Origin of the sequence: Acidisarcina polymorpha (assembly GCF_003330725.1) — a bacterium.
In the GTDB taxonomy this organism is placed as follows: Bacteria; Acidobacteriota; Terriglobia; order Terriglobales; family Acidobacteriaceae; genus Acidisarcina; species Acidisarcina polymorpha.
This window is the reverse complement of the sequence record NZ_CP030840.1, coordinates 464,010-486,009: the sequence shown is the minus strand read 5'-3', so window position 1 is coordinate 486,009 and position 22,000 is coordinate 464,010. Positions and strand designations below refer to the sequence as shown.

Below are 22,000 nucleotides of genomic sequence, written 5' to 3'. Positions count from 1 at the left end.
CACGACGAATGGAAAAAGCAGCAAGTAAGACCACCGAGTTCCAGAGCGGGCGCAGGAGCTAGAGGTGTCCTGTTATGGAACACAAGCTATGTTGCTTACGTGGAATCCTGTAGCTGCTGCGCTAGGACATAGCCCACGCCCGAAATTGGGTCAGATTTCCGGATAAAAATCAAAGAACGCATCGATGCTTTGCCGGAGCTGGGCTTCAATTTCTTCGCGCGAGCCCTCTAGAATGTGCATCGTAACTCGGGCCGCGTTGCCGTTCTTTAACACCACCGGAGCTTCGCCAACTTCGGCGACCTCCTCAGCCGGGAGCAACCTCATACCGTATACCAATGTCAAATTCGCCATGGTCCAAGTTTAGTCTGACTGTGCAGTATTTGGATTCTCTCGGGCTGGAGGAGGTGAGCCGCTCCTGAATCCAGCACCGTCCATTAGAATCAAAGAGAAGCTAAAATCATGTCAGAAACCGTACGCGATACCGTCATCCTCGGCTCCGGCTGCGCCGGACTCACCGCCGCGATCTATTCTGCCCGCGCCAACTTGAAGCCGCTGGTTCTAGAGGGTCATGAGCCGGGGGGCCAGCTCTCGATCACCACCCTGGTGGAAAATTTCCCGGGTTGGCCGGAGGGCATCCAGGGCCCACAACTCATTGAAAATATGAAACTTCAGGCCGCCCGCTTCGGCACCGACTTTGCTATGAACCATCTGGTATCAGTCGACTTGTCAAAGCGCCCTTTCGCGTTGAACCTCGGCGCTTCGACGATCCACACCCGTACGCTGATAATCGCCAGTGGCGCTTCAGCGCGCTGGCTCGGCCTGCCCTCTGAACAAGCTTTGATTGGCCATGGCGTCAGTTCCTGCGCCACGTGTGATGGCTTTTTCTTTATGGACAAGGAAATTGCCGTCGTTGGCGGCGGCGATTCGGCGATGGAAGAGGCGCTCTTCCTCACCCGCTTCGCCTCCAAGGTAACGCTGATCCATCGCCGGGAGAGCTTTCGCGCCAGCAAAATCATGCTGGAGCGGGCGATTGGCCATGACAAGATAAAATTTCTCACCAATACGGCCGTTGAGGAAGTGCTCGGGGTTGAACAAAAGGAAGTTACCGGGCTGCGTCTGCGCAATGTGGCAACCAGCGAGCAGTCGATTTTGCCGCTGAGCGGTATGTTCCTGGGTATCGGCCATGAGCCGAATGCCAAGATGTTCGCCGGCCAGATCGACCTCGATGAAGATGGCTATGTCCGCACGCACGACAACGTCTTCACCCGTGTGCCAGGGGTGTTTTCTTGTGGCGACGTTCAGGACCGGCGCTACCGGCAGGCGATCACTGCCGCGGGTTCGGGATGCATGGCGGCGCTTGAGGTGGAAAAATATCTTGAGGAACATGGACGCTGAGCCATGTCGTTTGTAATCGCCTTGGTCTGAATTAGGTCGATTCGAGCCGTTTCTTCCCGTATAGACTGATCCACGGAGGATTCGCCGATGAGTTGCAGGCATCTATACCTGGTATTTACCGTCTTGATTGTTGGCGTTCCATCGGCCCGCGCTGCGACTCCACAGCCATGTCCCATCAGCTATTCTCATCTGTCGATGCCGTACAAGCATGAACACGGCATGTCCACACCGATGGTCGAGCTCGCGTTCACCAATGACACCCCAAAAAAGATTGTGCGGGCGAAATTCGGGCTCATCGTGACCGGACCTGAAGGAAATCAGGTGCCCTACGAACAGGGACTGACCTTCACTGCGGGGGCGGATCCGGGCGTGGTGACGAAGAGCGAATGGAGCCTGGATATGGAGAAAGTTGATATTCACCGGCTGGGTGAGATTGTTTATCTCAAAAGCGCACGTTTCGAAGACAACACCACCTGGCAGGATGATGGCAATCAGCGCTGCAAACAAGAAGTTTATTATGGGCCCAAGTGAGCCCAGTCTGGTGTATTGACGCCTTGGGAACCGTTCGTTCACACTTTGCTCTAATCTTGATGGAGTGAGCAACTTTCGCGACAATTTAGGCCGTGTGGAAGAGAAAATCGCTGCCGCCTGCCGGCGGGCCGGGCGTCCGCGTGGCGAGGTCGCGCTAATGGCGGTTTCAAAAACCCATCCTGCGAGTGCGATTCGGGAAGCGATAGAAGCCGGGGTCGCGCTGTTTGGCGAGAACCGGGTGCAGGAGTTTCAGCAGAAGTCGGCGGAGTTAGCTGATGCCAAGATTGCAGTTCGTCTGATTGGACAGCTGCAGTCGAACAAGTCCGCCAAAGCTGCCGAGATATTTTCGGGGGTTGACTCGCTTGACTCCATTCGCTTGGCGCAGCGTTTGGACGAAGCAGCCAAGCGCCTGGGCCGCACGCTGCCGGTGCTGCTTGAAATCAAGCTAAGCCGCGAAGAGTCGAAGACGGGCCTCGAACCCGAATCGCTGGAACTGGTCCGACTGCTCGAAAGGCTGCCGGAATTTGCGAATCTCCGATTGGGTGGCCTGATGACCGTGCCCCCATGGTCGGAGGACCCGGAATGCGCTCGCCCGTATTTTGTTCAGCTGCGACATCTTCGCGACCAGCTTGCCGCCCGGTGGACGGGGCTCGACTTCTCTGAATTATCGATGGGCATGTCGGGAGATTTTGCGGTCGCCATCGAAGAAGGATCGACCTGCATTCGCGTCGGAACTGCGCTCTTCGGCAAACGTCCGTATCCGGCGAAGCCGGAAGAACCGTGATCGCGGTCCGGGACACACCAGCTGGCGCAACCTTTTGCGTCCGGGTGCAGCCTCGAGCGAAGAAAACCGCAATCACAGGTGTGATGGGCATCGGGGAGGTCTCGGTACTCAAGGTTGCCTTGAACGCTCCTCCGCTCGATGGGCGCGCCAATCAGGCGATGGTTGAATTCTTCGCTGAGCTTCTCGGCGTGGCCCGCTCACAGGTGAACATCTTAGCGGGAGAGAAGTCCCGAGCGAAGGTCATTCGCGTTCAAGGGCTGACGGCGGAAGACGTCCTTTCCGCCATTCGCCGAGTCAGCTAGAACCAAGCGAGAACCGCTCGATTGACCGATCGCAGTTTCGCGATCCGTTTTCCTCCCGTACACTGCGACAAATGACCCTCCACGCCATTGTCCTCGGCATCATCGTTCTTACCCTGTTGACGGTTTCGCTTGCACGAATCGGCAAAGTCAAAACCAAAGCGGACTACCTCGTCGCTGGCCGCTCGCTGCCGACGTTCGTCCTGGTCTTCACTCTGCTGTCATCCTGGATCGGCTCGGGCTCGCTGTTGGGCGGCGCGGAGAACGCTTACCGGCACGGATTTGCCGCGTTGTGGCAGGGAGGGGGAGGATGGGCGGGACTGCTGCTGATTTATTTCATCGCGCCTCGTGCGCGGAAGTTCGCGCAGTTCACCATTCCTGATCTGCTGGAGGCGCGCTACAACCAGACCGCGCGGCTTTTGGGAGTGATCGCAGTACTGTTCGCTTATACAGCGATCACCAGCTACCAACTTACCGGCGGCGGCGACATCCTTCACCTGATCTTTCCCACCGTGATTACAGCAGATCTGGGAAAGTACATCATTGCCGCCTTCGTCATTCTCTTTACTGCCATCGCTGGGATGTCTTCTGTGGCATACATGGATGTGGCGATCGGCTCGCTGACCACGGTGACGATGCTGATCGCGCTGCCGATCCTGATTCACCATGCCGGAGGCTGGCCCCATATCACTCAGTCCCTGCCGCCAACGCATTTTCAGGTGCTGGGTGATTTCACCTTGATTCAAGGACTGGAATTGTTTTTGCCAACCTGCCTGCTGATGCTCGGCAACCAGGCGATGTATCAGAAGTTCTTTTCGGCCCGTTCGGAGAGCGCTGCCCGCAATGCGGTCGTCTTCTGGATTATCGGGACGGTGGTGTTGGAGACGATCATTGTCGCGCTGGCGGTGGTCGGGTCGGTGCTCTTTCCGACCGGCGAGGTCCATGATCACCCGCGCGAAATTCTCGCCTGGACAGCGCTTCACGGACTCAACGGCAGCCCCATCCTGAGCCTGATAGGAGCCTTGTTGATGGGCGCGATCTTTGCCAAGATCCTGTCGACGGCGAACAATTTCCTTTTCTCTCCGGCAACAAATCTGGTGAACGACATCTTTATCCGGTATCTCGCCCCGAAGGCTTCGAACAAAAGAATCCTGGCCATCTCGCGATTAATGGTGGTGCTGCTAGGCTGCTGGGCGCTCTATCAATCGCTGCATACCGAGTCGGTCTTGAAGAAGACGCTTTATGCATACACGATCTACTCCGCGGCGCTCACGCCGGTAATTCTGGCGGCCTTCTATTCGCGGCGGGCCAATGGGCATGGAGCGGTGTCAGCGATCGCAGCGGGAACGGTGGTTACGGTCTGCTGGGATTTGCCGCTGGTGCATCATCACTTGCCCGCCTGGCTGGCCGCGAGAGACGCCATCTTCCCGGCCCTGGTGGTCTCGCTGTTGTGTCTGGTAGTGGTCAGCGCAGCGACCCGTCCGCCGAGCCGGGAACAAGTGGCCCAGTTTTTTCCGGAATGACGCTCTTCCGGGCGTTAGCAAGCACGCAGCACGGCCTCAGGGTGTAATGCAGAGATGCCCGGCCTCCGATCCCGCGCCACCCTGGCTAGCGACCAGCTGGTTGAGGGATGCCTGTAGCTGCTCCGCGACCCTGCTGAGCGCCGACGCGAGGAAGCAGAAGGCCACCAACGGATTTCGCGCAGCGACCTTCGACGCCTGCTCATCTCGGCCCTGCCGGAAACACCCTTTCTCGCCCTTATTCTGCTCCTCCGTAGCTTGCGATTCGAAATCAGGACGGAGGAAAACGTACTCCCAACCCGGCAGCTCCTGGAATGCGGCAGACGGCCACTGCTGCGTTGCGGTAGGGACATACGAGGCCCCCTGCCGGCAGGCCTTGCACGATGACCCACGTGACCGGATACTGCTCGGCTAGCCTTTGAAAGTCGACAAGCTGAAATTGCTTCCAGCCTTGCTGGGCCTGCTGCTCGCGAGACCACTCGGGCGCCAATTGGGGAAAGAGTGAGACGACGCCGGCGTCTTTATAGACATCGGTCAGGGCGGAGCGCTCGGCAATGGCGCGGAAGACATGGCTGTCTTCCCCGGGGAGCGCGATGTAGTCTGGATCGAGCGCAAAGACCGCATCGAGAGGTGTATTCGAGCGCACCCAGAGGAATGCGGCTACCCAGGGATTGGCCGGTGTCGCCCCGGGCCACTCCAGGTGACGGCTGTTCGGGTAGGCGCTTCGCTGGAGCAGAAACATGCCGATCCAGAGAGCAGCGAACGTGCCGATCCAGAGCCAGTAGCGGCGTTCGAGAACATACTCGCCGAGAACTCCGCCCAGCAGGATGAAAAACACGATGTAGATCAGCTGAAAGGTGCGCAGGGGTTGGAGACGAGCGAAGTTGTCGAAGGAGCTGCTGGCGGAGAATACACATCCGGTGAGAGTCGAGACCACTCCCAGGATCGTCGCGGCCTGCGCCAGCCTCCCGTACGCGCTGGTCGCTCCGCGTGGCGGATTTCGGCTGGTCCAGAAAAGAAAGAGCATCGGTACTGCCAGCCCGGCCCACTCAAACCATCGCCAACGCGAGAGAAAGAGGAAGGAGCGCATATCTAAAACTCTTCTATATTCAGGAGAAACCGGGGCGAAGTTGAAGCTTTGCGGGGCCAAGCTGCCAACCAGAACCGCTTGTTTTCTTGCGGAGGAGTCGCCCTGCTCCGCCGCGGTCCGGCGCGAAGACAACAGCAGTATTGCAAGCAAGGCGGCTGTGTAAACCGCCATCAGGGGATGGACCAGGGTGGCGAGGATGATCCAGAAGAAGGCCAGCCCCGGTCGTCGAGACAAGCATGCCGTGAGGGCAAAGATAGTAAGCGGCGTGGATGCGGAACGCGCGGTGAGGAAGGGATCCATCAGTACCAGCGCGGTACCTGCGGCGGGAAGGGTCAGCAGTCCCGTCATCGAGAGAAGCGCCGACCAGCGAGCGTGTGGAGAGTCGAAGCAGACCGATGCCAGCTGCCAACAGGCAAGCAGGAAAGCAAAGACGGTGCCCGTATACCAAAGGAAGATCGTGAAATCGGCAGTCAGGTGGGTGACGCGGGCCGACCATCCAATCACCGCAGCAAACTGCGAGAGCCTGGCATGGGCCTCGAAGAAATCGGCGCCAAAGGGATAAAGGCGCGGGTCAATGATTCTCTTGACCGCAGGAAGATAAATGCCGGAATCATCGACTCCCAAATGATACCCGTGGATGAACAGGGCTGCGGCAGTCAAGAGGGCCAGCCGCCAAAGGGGAGTCGTCGAGCCTGCTCCCGTCAGCTTCGTGGAGGTGACGGGAGTTCTCAGTTTCGCCTCACAGTCCGGAGCTCGGCGCGAGTTAGGGACAGCCGTGCGGTCCCGAAAGAATCCATGCGCAGTCATCTCTTGCGTAGACGGAGTTGGCGAAGATCTAGTCGGCAGTGCCTATGATCCAAATCTGGCGTGAGCTGATCCAAGTCTAGCGTGAGCTTAGATTTGTCGCTACGCGGGAGGTCGAAGCAATCGCAACTTTGGCGAAAAAGGGGGTTGAGGAGACTGAACGAGGAGCAGCCCTTCGCAGCGGCACTCTCGTCCTGGTGTAGATCTGTTTCGTTTTGCCGATGAGCCGAATGGAGGCTGTTGTCGAATGTGGTAACCATGGTTACTCGCCTTGCGGTAATATGGGCCGTATAACGGAAGTGCGGCGTAGAGTTTTATTTTGCTACGTTGTGCCCTCCGGCCGGAAGCTAGGTTTTCGGATCACGCGTTTGTCGGAAGTCCCGGCGTAAGCCGGCATGAGGCAAAAGGCAGACGGAGCTTGCCCCGGTTGGTACCTGTTGTTTTGATGTCATTCCCTGGAACGAAGGCCGAAGTAGTCTTCCCAAGGGATCTCTGCTCGAGTCGTATGTACTTTCTCGTTGTCTAAGTTGAGGGCCCGGTAATGAAATCCAGTGGTGTTACGTCCCGCAGATGCCTCGCCATCTTCGTATGCCTCCTTGTCTTTACAGTTGGAAGCTTTGGCGCCGTCTCTTCGATCCAGGAGCCGGTAGATGAATCGGTGCTGGTGACGTTAAAGGGAAACGTTCATCCGGCTGCGAAAAGCGCGCTCGACAGTGGTCCCGCGGACCCCTCTTTGCCAGCCGCCCGGCTGATGCTGGTCTTGAAGAGGAGCGCCGCTCAGGAGGCGGATTTTCAGCAGCTGCTCTCCGAACTCCACGACCGGAATTCGCAGAACTATCACAGGTGGTTGACGCCGGCGCAGTATGCGGAGCGTTTTGGCGCATCGGCATCGGACGTCAAGACCTTGACCGCCTGGCTCGAAGCGCACGGGTTCACCGTGAGCCCTCCCGCGGCCTCGCGTACCGCGATCGAGTTCTCTGGCAATGTCGGGCAGGTGCAGACGGCTTTTCATACCAGTCTGCGTCGCTTCCAAGTGAATGGCCGCGAGCATCTGGCCAACATCTCCGATCCGCAAATCCCGGCAGCGCTGGCCGGAGTGATCGGCGGCGTCACTGGCTTGAACGACTTTTTCCCGGCGGCGGAGCTTACCTCACCGATTCCGGCTACCTATGACCGCGCCACCCACCTCGCCAAACCAGCAGTCTCGACGACTGCGGGCGGCAATTTACTGTACCTGGGTCCGAGCGATGCAGCCACGATTTACGACACGCCGAATGCGCTGAATGCCAACTACCAAGGTACGCAACCTTACACGGGCGCCGGAGTCACGATCGCCGAGGTAAGCGATGCCAACATTAATACCGCTGACGTGGATACCTATCGCTCCTTCTTCGGACTGCCGCAGAATACACCAACGGTAGTGATCGACGGGAACGACCCGGGAGTCGATTCCGTGACTACCGGACACACCCAGCAGGCGTTGCTCGACCTCGAAGTGGCGGGCGCGCTGGCGCCGAACGCAAAGTTGATGTTGTATACCGCTAAAGACACGGTCCTCGTTAGCGGCATGCTGCTGGCCATTAATCGCGCCCTCAACGACAATATTGCCGATATCGTGCAGGTGGGATTCAGCAGTTGCGAGGCCGAGCTCGCGGCGAGCGGCAATTCGTTCATTCAGAATGCGTGGGCGCTGGCCGCGATGCAGGGGGTTACGGTGGTGGTCGGCGCAGGCGATTCTGGATCGGCCGGCTGTGATGCCGCTGCCAATGACGCAACCGCGCATGATGGGACGGCGGTAAACGGGTTGGCCTCGACGGCTTACAACATCGCGGTTGGCGGGACCGACTTTGACGCCTTGCCCGGAAACCTGAGCACGTATGTCGGCGCCAAAGGCGCGGCGCTGAAATATATTCCCGAGCTTCCGTGGAACAATTCCGTGGCGTTGGGCGGAAACGGTTTGGCGGCCGGCAATACGCCGTTCCTCGACAGCAACGGCTTCACCAATCTGTTCGCGGGTGGCGGAGGCCCGAGCACGTGCGAAAACGGCGCTTCCAGCAGCGCGACCTGCACGGGCAACGCCCCGCATGGCTATGGCAAGCCGGACTGGCAGGCGACCGCCGGCAACCTGAACATCCCCCACGACACGGTGCGCGATGTGCCTGACGTGGCAATGATGGCGGGTAGCGGCGAGTATGGCGCGACCTGGGCAGTCTGCGGGAATGACTACGATGCTTCTGGAAATCCGGTTGCAGACTGTGCGACTAATAGCGGCAATTCGGCCAACATTCAAGGCATCGGAGGAACCTCAGCGGCCGCCTCGGCCTTTGCCGGCATCCTGGCGCTGGTCAGCCAAAGTCAGTCGAACCGGCTCGGCCAAGCCAACTACCCGCTTTACAATCTGGCGAACCAGAGCAGTCTTTACAACTCGGTCTTCCACGACATCAAGAGCGGAAACAATGCGGTGGTTTGTAGCAATGGCAGTCCGCAATGCGGGACAAACGGCTTCCTGAGCGGATACAACGCCGCTGCTGGTTACGATTTCGCAACTGGACTTGGCAGCGTCGATGCCAGCGCGCTGGTCGCCAGTTGGAAAGACGCCTCCTACACGCCCACAACCACCGTGTTGACCGTGAATGGCAGCGCAGGCCCTTTTACCATCAAGCATGGAACCTCGGTCACCTATGAGGTGACGGTGAGCTCTGCCAGCGGTATTCCCTCTGGCCGCGCAGGAGTGATCTCGAACGTCGACCCGCTGAACGGCACCTATGGGGACGATGTCGGCTTCGCTGGCGCATTGGGAGCCAACGGGACCTTTGTCTATCCCGCACCTGATACGCCTGGCGGGACATTCAACCTCTATGCCCGCTACGCCGGCGATCTTACTTATGCGGCAAGTCAGTCGGCGCCGGTAGAAGTGACCGTTTCTAAGGAAGACAGTACATTGAGCCTGGCTGCGTACACCCGCGATCAGTCCGGGATCCATCCGGTGACGGGCCCGGCTACCTACCCCTACGGAACCTATGTAGCCGTCGATGCGACGCCGCAGGGGCTTTCCAAAGTTGGAATTGCGACCGGCACCGTCAACTTCGAAGATGGCCAGGCGGCCTTGACCACCCGTTCGAACAACCTCAACAACGATGGATTCGCGGAAATTCCGACCTACTATTGGCCGGCAGGCAGCCACTCCATTACAGCCTCTTATCTTGGCGATAACAGCTTTAACCCGAGCACAACGTCTGCCCCGGTCCACTTCGCGATCACCCAGGCGGCGACCGGGATGACGCTTTCGGCAACGCCAGCATCGCTCTTGAGCGGGACATCGACGGTGACGGGAACAGTTACACCCACGATCCCGAACCTGGGCGCATCCCCGTCGGGAAGCATCACGTTAACCGATACGACTACCGGCACGACCTTAGGCTCGGCGACCCTGGTCGCGGGCAAGGATCCGAAGACCGGGGCCTCCATCGCTGCGTTCACTACGACCGTAAACGCCAGCTCGCTTGCAGCTGGAGCGAATCTGGTCACCGCGACTTATGCGGGCGACACTAACTACACCGGAGCATCGGCGACGACAACGATTACCCTGCTAGTCAAGACGGCGAGCACTTTGACGATGACGGCGACGCCCGCCGCGCTCGTGAGCGGCACAACCGTGATCACGGGCGAAGTAGCTCCGCCGGCTGCGACCAATCCGGGAGCGCCGACTGGAGCGGTCACGCTGACGGACAGCACCAGTGGGGCGACCCTGGGCACCGCAACCTTGGTCACCTCGACCGACGCAAAGACGGGGTTGCCAGTGGGCGCATTCACCCTGAACGTGAATGCCTCGTCGCTGGTTTCAGGGGCTAATACCCTGACCGCCACCTACGCGGGCGATTCGAATTACACCGGATCCACCGGTACGACAGTGGTCACATGGAACGCGCCCACCCGGGGAAACTCGCAATTCACGGTGGCGGCAACCAACGTGACGATACAGATGCCGGGCCAGACAACCGGGAACGTATCGACGATCGCAGTGACCCCGGTCAACGGCTTCACCGGTCAAGTAAACCTGACGGCGGCTATGGTCTCTAGCCCAGCCGGCGCTCTTGCTCCACCTACCTTGACACTGTCTGCTGGTTCGGTCACGATTACTGGCCCAACCGCTGCGACCATCACTGGAACGGTCGCCACCACTGCGCTGACTTATGCGTTGCAGCATCCAGGCGAAGCCCCGCCAGATCGTAGCCGCTGGTACGTCGGCGGGGGCGCTGTACTGGCCAGCCTAGTCTTCTTCGGCATTCCAGCCCGGCGTCGGAGCTGGAGAACGATGCTCGGCCTGCTGCTGTTTCTTGGGGTGGGGATGAGCGTCGGATGCGGAGTCCACCTCAACCAGATCATGACCGAGAATACGACGGCGGGAACTTACATTTTCGCGGTCACCGGCGTCGATCAAGCAACCGGGCAGGAGACGGCGAGCGGAACCCTCACCGTCACGGTCATGCCAATGCAGAAGTAGAAAGAGCTGCGAACTAAGGACGGGCCTTACTTGCAAAGGGGGCACAAGAGGCCGTCCTCGTGCCTGCCCTTGTCGCAGGGGATTGAGGCATTCTCGCGCCGTGGAGCCGGTTACCCCTGCTGGTAGGTCTTCAACACATCCTCCGAGGTCACCAGGCCCTCCAGGAGCCCTTTTACAGCGCGGTTGCGCACCGGCAAGAGCGGCCAGCGCGCGAAGTGCGGCAAAGTGCTGTCGAGCGGCAGATCGGGAAAGAGGACCGGCGCCCGTTCCGGGCGGAGAACATCCTTGACGGCGGTGTCTTCGCGCAGCGTGGCCAGCGCCTCGTCCAGCTCGCTGACGCGAAGCACATACCAGGAACCATCGTCGAACTTCACCAGAAGGACGCTGGGCTCGCGCGTTGGGGACTCCCCGGTTCGTTCCCGCAACTTTGCCGCTGCTCTGGCCAGCGTGTCGGAGGCGCTCACCACCGGCACATCGACGGGCCGCAGAGCATCTTCAATGTGCCGGGCGCTTTCCTCGCGCTGCTCCTCCATGGATGGCAGATCGAGGCCGTCCTGGTGAGTGAAGACTTCGAAGATGGGTACCGGCGTCAAGACTCGCGACAAGAGGTATGCGATCGTGTTCGCCAGAATCACGGGAAGAATGATGGAGTAGTTGCCGCTCACCTCGAGCACCATGAAGACCGAGGTCAACGGGGCCCGGATGAACCCGGCGAAGAGCACTCCCATCCCCACCAGAGCGTAGGAGCCGATGCCGCCAGTGAGCTGATGAAAGACAAGCTTTTCAAAGGTGCCGACCGAAGCGCCGAGCATGGCCCCGATGAAGAGCGTCGGCGCGAACATACCGCCCGGTGTTCCGCTGGAAAAGGAAAGCGTAGTCGCCAGTATTTTCAGCATGGCCAGGATCAGGAGGAACGTCCAGGTGAATTGTCCATGCGCAGCCTGGTCGATGACCTCATATCCTGGCCCCATGACCTGAGGAAACCCGTAGAAACCGATCAGTCCAACCAGCAGACCCGCGATGGCGGGTTGGAAGATATGGCTTTGCCTGGGGAGATTGCGTAGCCGGGGCCGGAGCCACCCCAAGGCCTTCGAGAGGATGAGCGACGCAACCCCGCCGAAGACGCCGAGCACGGCGTAAGCAATCAACTCGCGCGGGTCGCGAAGAGTGACGGAGGGAATGCGGAACATCGGCTCCGAACCCCAGAACTGACGCATCACCACGACGCTAGAGATTGCCGAGAGCACAATCGAGCCGAGAACGGCCGCGCTCCACTTGCCGATGACCTCTTCAATGACGAACAGGATGGCTGAGATGGGCGCGTTAAACGCGGCAGCGAGCCCGGCGGCGGCGCCAATCGGGGCAAAGAGCCGGAGCCGCTCGCGGGAGAGATTGAGATGCCGGCTCACGATCGAGGCGACCCCGGCGCCGATCTGCAGCGACGGGTCTTCGGGACCAAGCGAGTGGCCTCCGCCAATGGCGATAGCGGCGGTGAGGAACTTGCCGATCATCGTCTTGAAGGAGATATAGCCGTTGTAGATGTAGAGGGCCGCTTTTGTCTGGTTGACGCCGCTGCCGCGGGCTTGGGGAAAGATCCACTGCACCATGGCGCCGACGATGATACCGGCGATCGCGGGAATGTACAGCAGGCGGTATTGGCCGGCATGGGGAGCCGATCCGAGACCGAGAATCTTGATCCACTCAATCACGACCCGGAAACAGACCACCAGCAGGCCGGAGATGACTCCGATGAAGATCGAGAGCACCAGAAATAGTCGATCTTCGCGATTGGGCGCGAGTTTTGCGAGATGCAGGCGAGGAGCTGGACGGTCCTCCGCCGGGGGCGGCGCCAGATCTTCCGCGATAGTTTTTTCAGCCATGGGCGGAGCTTCAGGATTCGGCATTTATTGGGCTTCCACTGCTCCGGGATTCTTAGCGATTCGGCTTAGCAAGGCATTCTCCGCAGTAGGTGTAGGACAGTCCCTATCCGCCGCGTTGACGGTTTCATAAACCAGATCGAGTACTTGCTGACGAAGGGCTTCGTCTTTTTGCAAACGGGCAACGGTGAGATTCGCCCAGTTCGGTAATTGTGTCCATTTATCCATCACCGGACCGATGAGGGGGCCGGTGATCTGCCCCCCGGGCTTCCCGGGAAGTGACACACCGCAAGCGCCGAGTCTGTCGAAGACGAGGTTACGGTCACGTAGCACTCTCTCCGCCTGAGCGCGGGTGCTTAGTGATGGGGATGGGTAAAGCAGCAGGATTTGCACCGCCTCCTCTAGCAAATCGCGCAGGTCCTGGCGAGCTTGAGCCGATTGGGTCGCGATCGCCGGGTGGTTGAGCGCTTTTTCCAGATAATCGCGCGCCTGAGCATAGTTTCCTAAAGCGAATGCGGTCCTTCCGGCGCCTTCGAGAGCAGCCAGATTGGGAGCGCCGTGCTGCAAGATTTTTTTATAGATCTGAGAAGCGCTGGCGGGGTCGCCTGCCTTCTCCATGAGCGCAGCGATCTCGAGCCGTGTGGGAATATCATCTGGAGCGTTGCCGACGGCAATCAGCAATTCACTGCGTGCTTGCTCGTCGCGCCGCATGCCGATGAGATAGTCGATCAACTCAAGGCGGACCTCGCGGCGCCTTGTCGTTCCATCGCCTTCCCAGGTCCCGTAGATCGAGGCGCGGTAGTGTTCCAGCGCCTCATCTTGATTATTTTGACGGGCCGCGAGTCTGGCGAGCTGGAGATTGATGATTCCGCTGCCTGGCTCAGCCTCCCAGAGAGTATTGAAGTAGGACGTTGCCTCTTGCGTCCGCCCGGCTCCCGCCAGCGCCTCTGCCAGCTCAACCTCAATGGTTCGCTGACCGGGAGAATACGCGAGAGCCGACCGCAAGTCTTCCACTGCCAGCTCGGGATGGCCATTGTGCAGGGCTGCTTCGCCTCGGGCAAGCCAGCGCTTGGCTAAACGGGAGCGCAAATTCGTGAAGGAGCGAAACAGGAAGACGGTCCCTGTGAACAGCGCCGCAGTGACCACCAGCAAAGTGAGTAGCGCGATTGTATCCCTGAGTACTACCTTTCGTTTTTGCGAACGCTCTTCCGGAGTGAGCACGAGTTGCGACTTCAAGAACGGCATCACTTTCACTCTATATCGGACACGCTCCAGATCTACAGTCTCCTCTAGTCGGATGCGGGCTGGAGGTGTGAATTCTGCATCAGCAAAGTCTCATTTCAAAGAGCATCGTGGCGGAAGTTGGAGCATTCTGCAGCATTTTCGAAGTTTATTGACTTAGACTGTATTTAGATATATCTTTAGACATATCGAAACGAAAGGATACAACATGTTTGAAGAGGTATTTGCAAGAGAAGTAGAGGAAGCACGCAGCCGGCATTGTGGATCAGGGTCCGGATTCGGTCGCGGACGTCATTGCGGTGATAAACATTTTCGTGGACGGCACAGCGAAGCTGGCGCCGATTTTGGCGGGAGACACTTCGGCGGCCGGTTTCGCGGAAGAGTCTTCGACAACGGGGACCTGCGTTTTGTGATCCTGAAGCTGATTGCCGACAAGCCTCGCTATGGCTACGACATTATCAAGGCCATTGAGGAGCGGCTTGGCGGTTCGTACGCGCCCAGTCCCGGAGTCGTCTATCCAACCCTAACGCTGCTCGAGGAGTTGGGCTACGTCACCGTAACCACTGGCGAAGGCACGAAGAAGCTGCATACCATCACGCCTGAAGGGACAGCGGCGCTTGAGACGAACAAGGCCGCAGTGGATGGTCTCTTCGAGAGAATGGACCAGGCCGGTGCTGCTTTTGGCCGGGGTCGCGCTCCGCAGATCATGCGGGCGGTGGAGAACTTCAGAATGGCGCTGCGGCTGAAGACTTCGCAGGGATCACTCAGCGAAGAGCAAGTTCGGAAGATCGTTGAGGCGATCGACGCAGCGGCGCGCCAGGTGGAGCAGAGCTAGACCGAGTCAGGCTGATTTCATCAGCCGCTTTCTAGCAAGGCTAAAAAAGCCACCCTCGCTAAGGAGGATGGCTTTTTGTTTGGTATTGACTCGATGAGGTGACGCTACCTCTGATCGGCACTCGAGCACGTCGCTGATCAGCGAGACTGCACCTCGACCGGCTGCTTCAGGTGATCGCCGGGCTTGACCTCGACGGGAACACTCTTTGCCCAGAAAGCTTCGAGGACGGCGGGATTCGCCCATTCGAGCTCCCAGCCTTTTTCGATCGCCAAAAGACGGTAGTGCCCGGGAACGACATTTTGTAAATCGAATGTGCCATCCGAGTCGGACTGATCGCGGCGAAAGAGAATCTCGTTGTTCTTGGGGTCGAGGGGAGCAAGCAGCACTAAGACCGCACTTGCCGGTTTGCCGCTGCGAAGGGCGACCCCTTCGACCTCGCCTTCGCCGCTCCCGGCGATGATCGTGAGTTTCGGGGTGTCGCCGGCTTTCAGGGTCAGCATACGGCCGGTGAGGGAGGCTCCGTTGGCGGTGAGTCCAGCGATATACATGCCGGTGACATTACCGATGACTTCGTAAGTTCCCGGCTGGAGGGAGATGGTGAACTCTCCAGCATCACTCAAGGCGGCGAATTCCTGACGGTGTCCATGCGAGGACCGGAATGATATTCCTGCTGGCGATGGCAACTTGCCGGTGCCGGAGGCGACCTTGCCGGTGAGGCTGACTTCTCCGATCCCGGTGTCTTCAGCGAGCTCGGTGGCTCCCCCGCTCACATCCGCTTCAAAGTGCTTAGGGTCTGAAGCCCGCTGCCCCTCACCCCCAAACCGGCTTACTGCGACATCGTAGTGTCCGGGCAGAATGCCGTCGACTTCCACGGTTCCGTCAGGGCCAAAAGTCATTTGCGTGGGGGAGGGTTCTACCTGCCCGAAGAGAGACTGGGAGAGCATCACGGAGGTGCCGCGCCGGCTTTCCCCTGATGGAAGATTCACTCGCAGCCGCAAGGCTTGTTGAGGCGACAGAGTCAGGTTCGCCTCAAGCCGTTCGCCACCTTTGACCGGAATAGGCGTTGCTGAATCCTCATCGGTCACGCCGGGGTAGAAAGTGGTGGGATATGCCACATCCAACGCCTGAGACTCGCTAGCCTCGCTGTTAGCTTGGTCCTCCTGAGCGCCGCTCGTTGTTCGTTGAAGCCGCTGCGCATACCAGGGTCGCGCGGTCACCACCAGGAAATAGGCGCCCGGTTTGATTCCGGCAATTTCATAAGCGCCGCGGTCGTCGCTCATCACTGCCTGCCGCTGCACGGTGCTGCGCCTGCCGCTATTGTCCTGATCTTCGAAGAGCCGGATCTGCGCTCCCCGGACCGGATCTCCTGCTTCGTCGACAATGGTGCCGGCCAACACGGCTTCGGCAGTCAGCTGGAAGACCAGGTTCTCCGGTTCGAGACTAGGGCCGACGGCGATGGCAGTCGAAAAATCGTCGTGCTCTTCATAGGCTTGGGTGAGGTAACCGCGGCGTTGAGCGGTGAGCGAATACTTTCCGGGAGGCACGTCGTTGAAGGCGAAGCTGCCATCGTCCCCGGAGATCAGGGTGCGCGACTGAGTGCGTTCCTTGACGTCGGCGATCTGGACGGAACACCGGCTGAGCGGCGCGCCGGAGTGTGCATCGACGACTTTCCCAGTGATCCGGTAGCCGCTGGCGGCGGGGCGGTTCGTCGCCCTGGCAGGGGCCGTTGGTGGCTGCTGCGCAATGCCGGGCGGCATTGCGATTAACGCAATTACTGTAAAGGCCACGGCCATTTCGCTGAGAACGCGAGAAAGATGTAAGCAGCCCGGGAAGAGCTTCACCCATTTGCGGGGAGTGGCAATCATGGCTCGCCATTCACCAGATTGACTTCAACATCGGCCTTTCCGTTCGGAGTTACGGTCACCTCCTGGCCAAGTGGGGCATAGCGGCGGAGCGCCTCCAGGTCGTGATAGGCCAACTCTTGAGGATGATCCAGGGCCACGGCTAGATAACGGCCTGGAGCGACTCCGGTCATCGTAGAGTCCGCAGAGAGAGCATTCGATGGAATCTGGACTTCCTGGCGGATGAAGTCTCCGAGCGGCAACAGGTAGACCGCCGCGCCTGATTGAGGCTGACCGTTATCGGCGCGCGGATCTCGCACAGATACATGGACGGATCCGGAATCATTCCGCAGCACGATCCGGATCGAACATCCCGCCGCTCCTCCGGTGACGACCAGTTCTTCCCGGGTCAGATCGACGCTCCCGCAGTAGGCCGATGCCACATACCAACCGCCATCCGGCGTCGAGAACAGCGTATAGCGTCCTGGCGGTACGCTTTCAAACTGGCGCGGCCCCGGCCCGCCGGGAACTTCGTAGGAATCGCCATGGTGAAGCGGCGCCGCGAAGAGCATCGAGTACGGAGAATGCGGATCGACATTGACGAGTGCGATGTTCGGGGAAGGAGGCTGTTGTACGGAGCCCTCCGCGGGTTGATTGACGGTCGTCAGTTCGATATCGACGGGGATATTTGCAGCTGGCTCCAGGGTAAAGCCGACGCCGCTAACCGGACCTTCTGGTACGGTGATCGCCCGCGTCGATTCAAGTTGTCCGCGACCTCTCATCCCTTGCTGGTAGGCGGTTGCCGTCACCATGTATGCGCCGCCGGGAAGCATCAAACGGAACTCCCCGGTATGCGCGAAGAAACGGACTATGGGAGTAATTTCTTCACCGCTCGCGGTTTCGATATGGAAGCTGACGTTTCGACTCTCCCCGTATCCGCTGACTGTTCCGGTAACCGGATAGAGTTTTTCCACGTTGGGGCTGAGGGTGGCTTCGCGATGATCTCCCGGAGCGACGACGATCGCGGATGCCTCGGTCGCGCCACCAGCCTCCGGATATTGCGCCGGCACGTAGGCGACGGCGGTTTGGGAGTCGGGTAGACCGTCCAGATGAAAACCGGTAGAAAGCGCGTATTTACCGGCAGGGAGTTCGTAGAAGCGAAACCGGCCCTCGGAGTTGGTCGTGGTTCCCTGACGCTGCACCCAGCGGTTCAGTCCGTTCGAGACGGTCAGAGTCTTCAATTGAACATGGATGCCTTCGAGCGGGCTGCCATCCTGGCCGGTAACGGTGCCTGAGATCACCGCCTCGGGCACTAACTTTACCACTACGGGATCGTTGTTCGACTGAGCCCCCGGAGACGAGCGTTGAAAGCGGTTTTCGGCAAAGTATCCGGGTTTCATCGCCCAGGCTGGAATTGCGGGCGAGGTGACATCGTTAAACTCGAAATGACCTTCGTGGTCGGTCAGCGTCGCGAACTCTCCTCCAACCTGCACCAGAGCCCGGTAAATCGGTTCTCCCGTCACGCTGTTGACGACTGTCCCTTGGACGGTGTGCGGCTTTTGTTCCCCCTGTACTGGTAGGGGACTTTGTCCCATCGCAAAAAGTTGGATTCCAGAGCCAGAATCCTGTCCAGTCGCAGTCAGAGAACCAGCAAGGGCAAGGAAAACTATGCGGAGGCGCATCCACCTTTTCCATGCTCGTGTCATGACAGCAGCATCCTGAATAGGTCCCCAGCGGAGTCAGAGTAGCACTGTTTATCGGAAGCGACATCGAGGTTCTCCGGCGTGCGGGCCCCGTCGATCTTCCTTACTTCACCTCGACCATCCTTTGGACGCAAGAACGAAGGGGGCTGTGAGCCGACACATTCGTATCGGAACCGGCCGACAAGCTCCGAAGCATTTCAGCTGGCGGACAGATCGGCCCCTCGAGATTCCCGTCCGAACGAGGTAACCAGCGCCAGATAGACCGCGCCGATCAGCACGGTCAGGGCAAGGACCTTTCGGTATCCGCCGAAGCGAACCGCAGCCTCAGCCTGCAAGACCGAGTTGCGCGACGTGATCAAGTTGCCCAATTGGTAGGCCAGGCCTGGAAAGGTGGCGCGCACGGGTTCGGGTGAGAGTTCACTCAGGTAGGCAGGGATCACTCCCCAGGCTCCCTGGACCATAAACTGCATGAGAAATGCTCCTGGAATGAGAAGCCACAGGGGATGGGAGAGCGCAAACAGGGGGATGATGGGAATCGAAAGCAGAACGGCGCCGATGATTGCAGGTTTGCGGCCAAACCGCTCTGAAAGTGTGCCGACCGTAATCCCGCCAAGGATCATGCCTATGGTGTAGACGATGGCGATGCTGCCGGTTGCGGCCGGTGAGAGCAGATGGTCATGCTCCAGGAAAGTGGGGTACAAGTCCTGAGTTCCATGGGAGAAGCCATTGAAGCCGGTCATCAGCAAAATGAGAAACAGGAACGTGAGCCCGTAACGCCGGAGGTTGGCGCCGAAGGTGGGCCGAACCGTGGCGGCGGCCTGTCGAATCCGTCCTTCCACCCAGACCGGGGATTCTTCCACCTTCAAGCCGATATAGGCGACCAGCACGGCCGGCGCCGCCCCTACGATGAACATGCCGCGCCATCCGATGAAGTGGAAGAGCAAAGTGTAGGCGAGAGCAGCGAGAAGATAGCCCAAAGCATATCCCTCCTGCAACAGACCGGAGAAGAAACCGCGGCTCTCCTTCGGCAGACTCTCCAAGGCGAGGGCCGCTCCTACTCCCCATTCGCCGCCCATGGCGACCCCAAACAGCGCTCGCAGAATGAGCAAAACATGGAGAGACGGAGCAAAGGCGCAGGCCAGTTCCAGAACCGAGAAGCAGCCGATGTTGATCATCAAGGCAGGACGCCGCCCATAGCGGTCCGCAAGCGCACCGAAGAGCAAAGCGCCAACTGGACGAAACGCTAAAGTGAGAAAAATTGCCTGGGTGACCGCCGGCACACGGGCATGAAAGTCCCTGGCGATCGCGGAAACGCAAAAGACCAGGATGAAGAAGTCGAACGCATCCATCGTCCAACCGAGCAAGCAGGCGAAGAAGGCGTGGCGCTGGGCGCTGCTGATGGAGCGAAAGTAGTTATGCCATTTCATGAAAGATTGCTATGGGATGCGTCGAAGCATACCAGAGACGCACAGGACCAGGAATATCGCGCGAATATGCAAATAATTGTTGCAACGATTATCTCTGTGGTTCATCTTTAGGAAGCACCCTGTTGCTTACCAGACAAGGGGCGGGAGGCTGGAACGATGAAGGTTTTCAGTAAGGCTGGTTTATCGAAGTTTTTAGTTATCGTTGGGATGGTAGCGGGAACCGCTATCGCGCAGGCACAAACCTCGACCTGGAAGATCGATCCCGCTCACAGCGAAGCGGATTTCACCGTCAAGCATATGGGAATTTCCAACGTCCACGGTCGATTCGGCGGAGTGACGGGCACGGTCAACCTTGATGAAAAAGACCCGGGCAAATCCAGCGTCAATGCGACCATCGACGTGACCACCGTCGACACCGGCAACTCGAAGCGTGATGATCATCTGAAGAGTCCCGACTTCTTCGACGCAGCCAAATACCCGACGATGAACTTCGTGAGCAAGAAACTGACCGATGACGGCGGCAAGAAGCAATTGATTGGCGATTTGACCATGCATGGCGTCACCAAAAGCGTCACTCTTGACCTCGACGGGCCAAGCAAAGAACAGGTTGATCCTCAGGGCAAGACACGCATTGCATTCTCAGCGACTACGTCGATTCACCGCCAGGACTTCGGACTCATTTGGAGCGGCAGCCTGAAGTCAGGGGACTCCGTAGTTGGCGACGACATCAAAGTCGAACTGGACGTCGAGATCGTCAAGCAATAACCAACACGTTCCAATCTGAATCAAAAGCGTGCCGTATGAGATCGCCGGAGCGGGTTCTGCCTGCTCCGTAGGGCGATTCAATCGAGGGTAGAGGATGGGAGCCAGACTCCAGGAAGAAATTAAGCAGAACAAGCCGTTTTCTGGTCTGGAACAAGAGACGATCCTAAACATCCACCGGACCTCCGGCCTTATGCTGCACCTGATCCAGCAAATTCTTAAGCCGCGCGGGTTGACTGCGCCGCAGTACAACGTGTTGAGAATCTTACGAGGCGCCGGCGAGCCGGGTCTTCGATGTAGTGAGATTGGAGAACGGATGGTCAGCCGCGATCCGGATATCACCCGTTTGCTCGAGCGCCTGGAGCGCGAAGCGCTTATCGAGCGCCATCGCAATGACCGGGACCGGCGGGTGGTCTACTCGCGAATTACTTCGGCCGGTCTGGAGGTCCTGGCCCAATTGGATCCGGTCGTCGATGCCTCGGCAAAGTCGATGCTGGGCCACATGACAGAAGAAAAACTTCGGTGCTTGATAGAACTGCTGGAAGAGATTCGACAAGGGATCGCGGCTTAGATATTCAGAGCGGGACAAACCATACAGCGCCTTACGGCGTGACCGGTTAGATCTTTCCCAGCTTGTCGGCCGGCTTCGCTGCCGAAGAGGCGCCATCTGGTATCAAGTGATGATGGAGACAGTAGAGCGCGAGTTCGAGTCGATCGGAGACTCCGAGCTTGTCGTAGATCTTGCGTAAATAATTCTTGATGACCTGTTCGGTGGTTCCAATCTGAAAAGCAATCTCCTTGTTTCTCTTTCCTTCCGTGATGCAATGGATGATCGAGAGTTCCTTCGGAGAGAGCCGGGGCTGAGTGCGAGGATTGGTAATTGCGGCGGCATTGGAGCGGTACGCCTCGATCACCCAATTGACCGACTGGTTGTCGATCCAGGTCTCGCCCTGGGCGATCTTGCGAACACATTTCACCAGCAGGTCGGGAGAAATGGAGCGGGGAATGATGCCTCGCACCCCTCGCCGGTATAACTCGACTGTATTCGATTCATCCGCCGCCAGGGCCTGAACGATGACCTTCGCTTGCGGAGCGAGCCGCATGAGGTCCGGAATGGCATCGGTCTTGCCTGTTAGGAGGCTGCCTTCGAGCAGCACAATATCCGAAGGAAATCTCTGGACTGCGGCATGAAGGCTCTCGAGCGTATCCACCTGAGCGACGACGCGAATATCGTCCTCTAACGCGAAGATCTTGCGGATGCCGACGCGGTAGATCGCCTGAGAGTCGGCGAGAATGACACGGATCAATGGAAGACTCTGGGTGGCAGCCGCAAGGCCGTCCTCCGATGGAATCTCCTCGAAGAATTCGGTATTGGTCGTTACCATA

General features: G+C 59.0%; 17 protein-coding genes. 9 read left to right on the top strand and 8 right to left on the bottom strand.

Annotation, left to right across the window (positions count from 1 at the left end):
* Positions 1-150: 150 nt before the first annotated feature.
* On the bottom strand, positions 151-351 hold the full coding sequence (locus ACPOL_RS02160) for an allantoinase (RefSeq protein WP_114205602.1): 201 nt from the start codon (positions 349-351) through the stop codon (positions 151-153).
* Between the two features lie 108 nt (positions 352-459).
* Between ACPOL_RS02160 and trxB the strand changes: the two genes are divergently transcribed.
* The 5 genes from trxB (at position 460) to ACPOL_RS02135 (ending at position 4,532) form a co-directional block, all read left to right on the top strand.
* The gene (gene trxB, locus ACPOL_RS02155) at positions 460-1,395 is read left to right on the top strand and encodes a thioredoxin-disulfide reductase (protein WP_114205601.1); all 936 of its coding nucleotides are present in this window, start codon (positions 460-462) and stop codon (positions 1,393-1,395) included.
* Between the two features lie 87 nt (positions 1,396-1,482).
* Entirely contained in the window at positions 1,483-1,926 is a 444-nt protein-coding gene (locus tag ACPOL_RS02150) for a hypothetical protein (protein WP_114205600.1), read from the top strand.
* A gap of 64 nt (positions 1,927-1,990) precedes the next feature.
* Positions 1,991-2,710, top strand: a complete 720-nt coding sequence (locus ACPOL_RS02145) for a YggS family pyridoxal phosphate-dependent enzyme (protein WP_114205599.1) — start codon at positions 1,991-1,993, stop codon at positions 2,708-2,710.
* On the top strand, positions 2,707-3,012 hold the full coding sequence (locus tag ACPOL_RS02140; RefSeq protein WP_114205598.1) for a DUF167 domain-containing protein: 306 nt from the start codon (positions 2,707-2,709) through the stop codon (positions 3,010-3,012). Before ACPOL_RS02145 ends, ACPOL_RS02140 begins: the two co-directional genes overlap by 4 nt.
* Before the next feature lie 71 nt (positions 3,013-3,083).
* Positions 3,084-4,532, top strand: a complete 1,449-nt coding sequence (locus tag ACPOL_RS02135) for a sodium:solute symporter family protein (RefSeq protein WP_114205597.1) — start codon at positions 3,084-3,086, stop codon at positions 4,530-4,532.
* A gap of 268 nt (positions 4,533-4,800) precedes the next feature.
* On the opposite strand, the gene ACPOL_RS02130 is transcribed toward ACPOL_RS02135, so the two are convergent.
* On the bottom strand, positions 4,801-6,426 hold the full coding sequence (locus ACPOL_RS02130; RefSeq protein WP_114205596.1) for a hypothetical protein: 1,626 nt from the start codon (positions 6,424-6,426) through the stop codon (positions 4,801-4,803).
* 538 nt (positions 6,427-6,964) lie between these two features.
* Between ACPOL_RS02130 and ACPOL_RS02125 the strand changes: the two genes are divergently transcribed.
* Positions 6,965-10,927, top strand: a complete 3,963-nt coding sequence (locus tag ACPOL_RS02125; RefSeq protein ID WP_114205595.1) for an Ig-like domain repeat protein — start codon at positions 6,965-6,967, stop codon at positions 10,925-10,927.
* A gap of 110 nt (positions 10,928-11,037) precedes the next feature.
* On the opposite strand, the gene ACPOL_RS02120 is transcribed toward ACPOL_RS02125, so the two are convergent.
* Entirely contained in the window at positions 11,038-12,807 is a 1,770-nt protein-coding gene (locus ACPOL_RS02120; protein WP_114210561.1) for a chloride channel protein, read from the bottom strand.
* A gap of 24 nt (positions 12,808-12,831) precedes the next feature.
* On the bottom strand, positions 12,832-14,049 hold the full coding sequence (locus ACPOL_RS33380) for a tetratricopeptide repeat protein (RefSeq protein WP_161557140.1): 1,218 nt from the start codon (positions 14,047-14,049) through the stop codon (positions 12,832-12,834).
* A gap of 205 nt (positions 14,050-14,254) precedes the next feature.
* On the opposite strand from ACPOL_RS33380, the gene ACPOL_RS02110 reads away from it, so the two are divergent.
* The gene (locus ACPOL_RS02110; protein ID WP_114205594.1) at positions 14,255-14,881 is read left to right on the top strand and encodes a PadR family transcriptional regulator; all 627 of its coding nucleotides are present in this window, start codon (positions 14,255-14,257) and stop codon (positions 14,879-14,881) included.
* Positions 14,882-15,018: 137 nt separating this feature from the next.
* Here ACPOL_RS02110 and ACPOL_RS02105 read toward each other — a convergent pair whose 3' ends face one another.
* The 3 genes from ACPOL_RS02105 to ACPOL_RS02095 all read right to left on the bottom strand — a co-directional run bounded on the left by ACPOL_RS02105 (position 15,019) and on the right by ACPOL_RS02095 (position 19,852).
* The gene (locus ACPOL_RS02105) at positions 15,019-16,746 is read right to left on the bottom strand and encodes a carboxypeptidase-like regulatory domain-containing protein (RefSeq protein ID WP_114205593.1); all 1,728 of its coding nucleotides are present in this window, start codon (positions 16,744-16,746) and stop codon (positions 15,019-15,021) included.
* Positions 16,743-18,404, bottom strand: a complete 1,662-nt coding sequence (locus tag ACPOL_RS02100; RefSeq protein WP_161557139.1) for a carboxypeptidase regulatory-like domain-containing protein — start codon at positions 18,402-18,404, stop codon at positions 16,743-16,745. Before ACPOL_RS02100 ends, ACPOL_RS02105 begins: the two co-directional genes overlap by 4 nt.
* Positions 18,405-18,622: 218 nt before the next feature.
* Positions 18,623-19,852, bottom strand: coding sequence for an MFS transporter (locus ACPOL_RS02095; RefSeq protein ID WP_114205591.1), 1,230 nt, complete (start codon positions 19,850-19,852; stop codon positions 18,623-18,625).
* Between the two features lie 156 nt (positions 19,853-20,008).
* Here ACPOL_RS02095 and ACPOL_RS02090 point away from each other — a divergent pair, with 156 nt between their 5' ends.
* Both ACPOL_RS02090 and ACPOL_RS02085 read left to right on the top strand, forming a co-directional pair.
* On the top strand, positions 20,009-20,617 hold the full coding sequence (locus ACPOL_RS02090; protein ID WP_114205590.1) for a YceI family protein: 609 nt from the start codon (positions 20,009-20,011) through the stop codon (positions 20,615-20,617).
* 94 nt (positions 20,618-20,711) lie between these two features.
* Positions 20,712-21,185, top strand: a complete 474-nt coding sequence (locus ACPOL_RS02085) for a MarR family winged helix-turn-helix transcriptional regulator (protein ID WP_114205589.1) — start codon at positions 20,712-20,714, stop codon at positions 21,183-21,185.
* Between the two features lie 46 nt (positions 21,186-21,231).
* Here the strand turns inward: ACPOL_RS02085 and ACPOL_RS02080 are convergent, their stop codons facing one another.
* Complete coding sequence (locus ACPOL_RS02080) at positions 21,232-21,999, bottom strand: response regulator transcription factor (RefSeq protein WP_114205588.1); 768 nt, start codon at positions 21,997-21,999, stop codon at positions 21,232-21,234.
* Position 22,000: the final 1 nt, after the last annotated feature.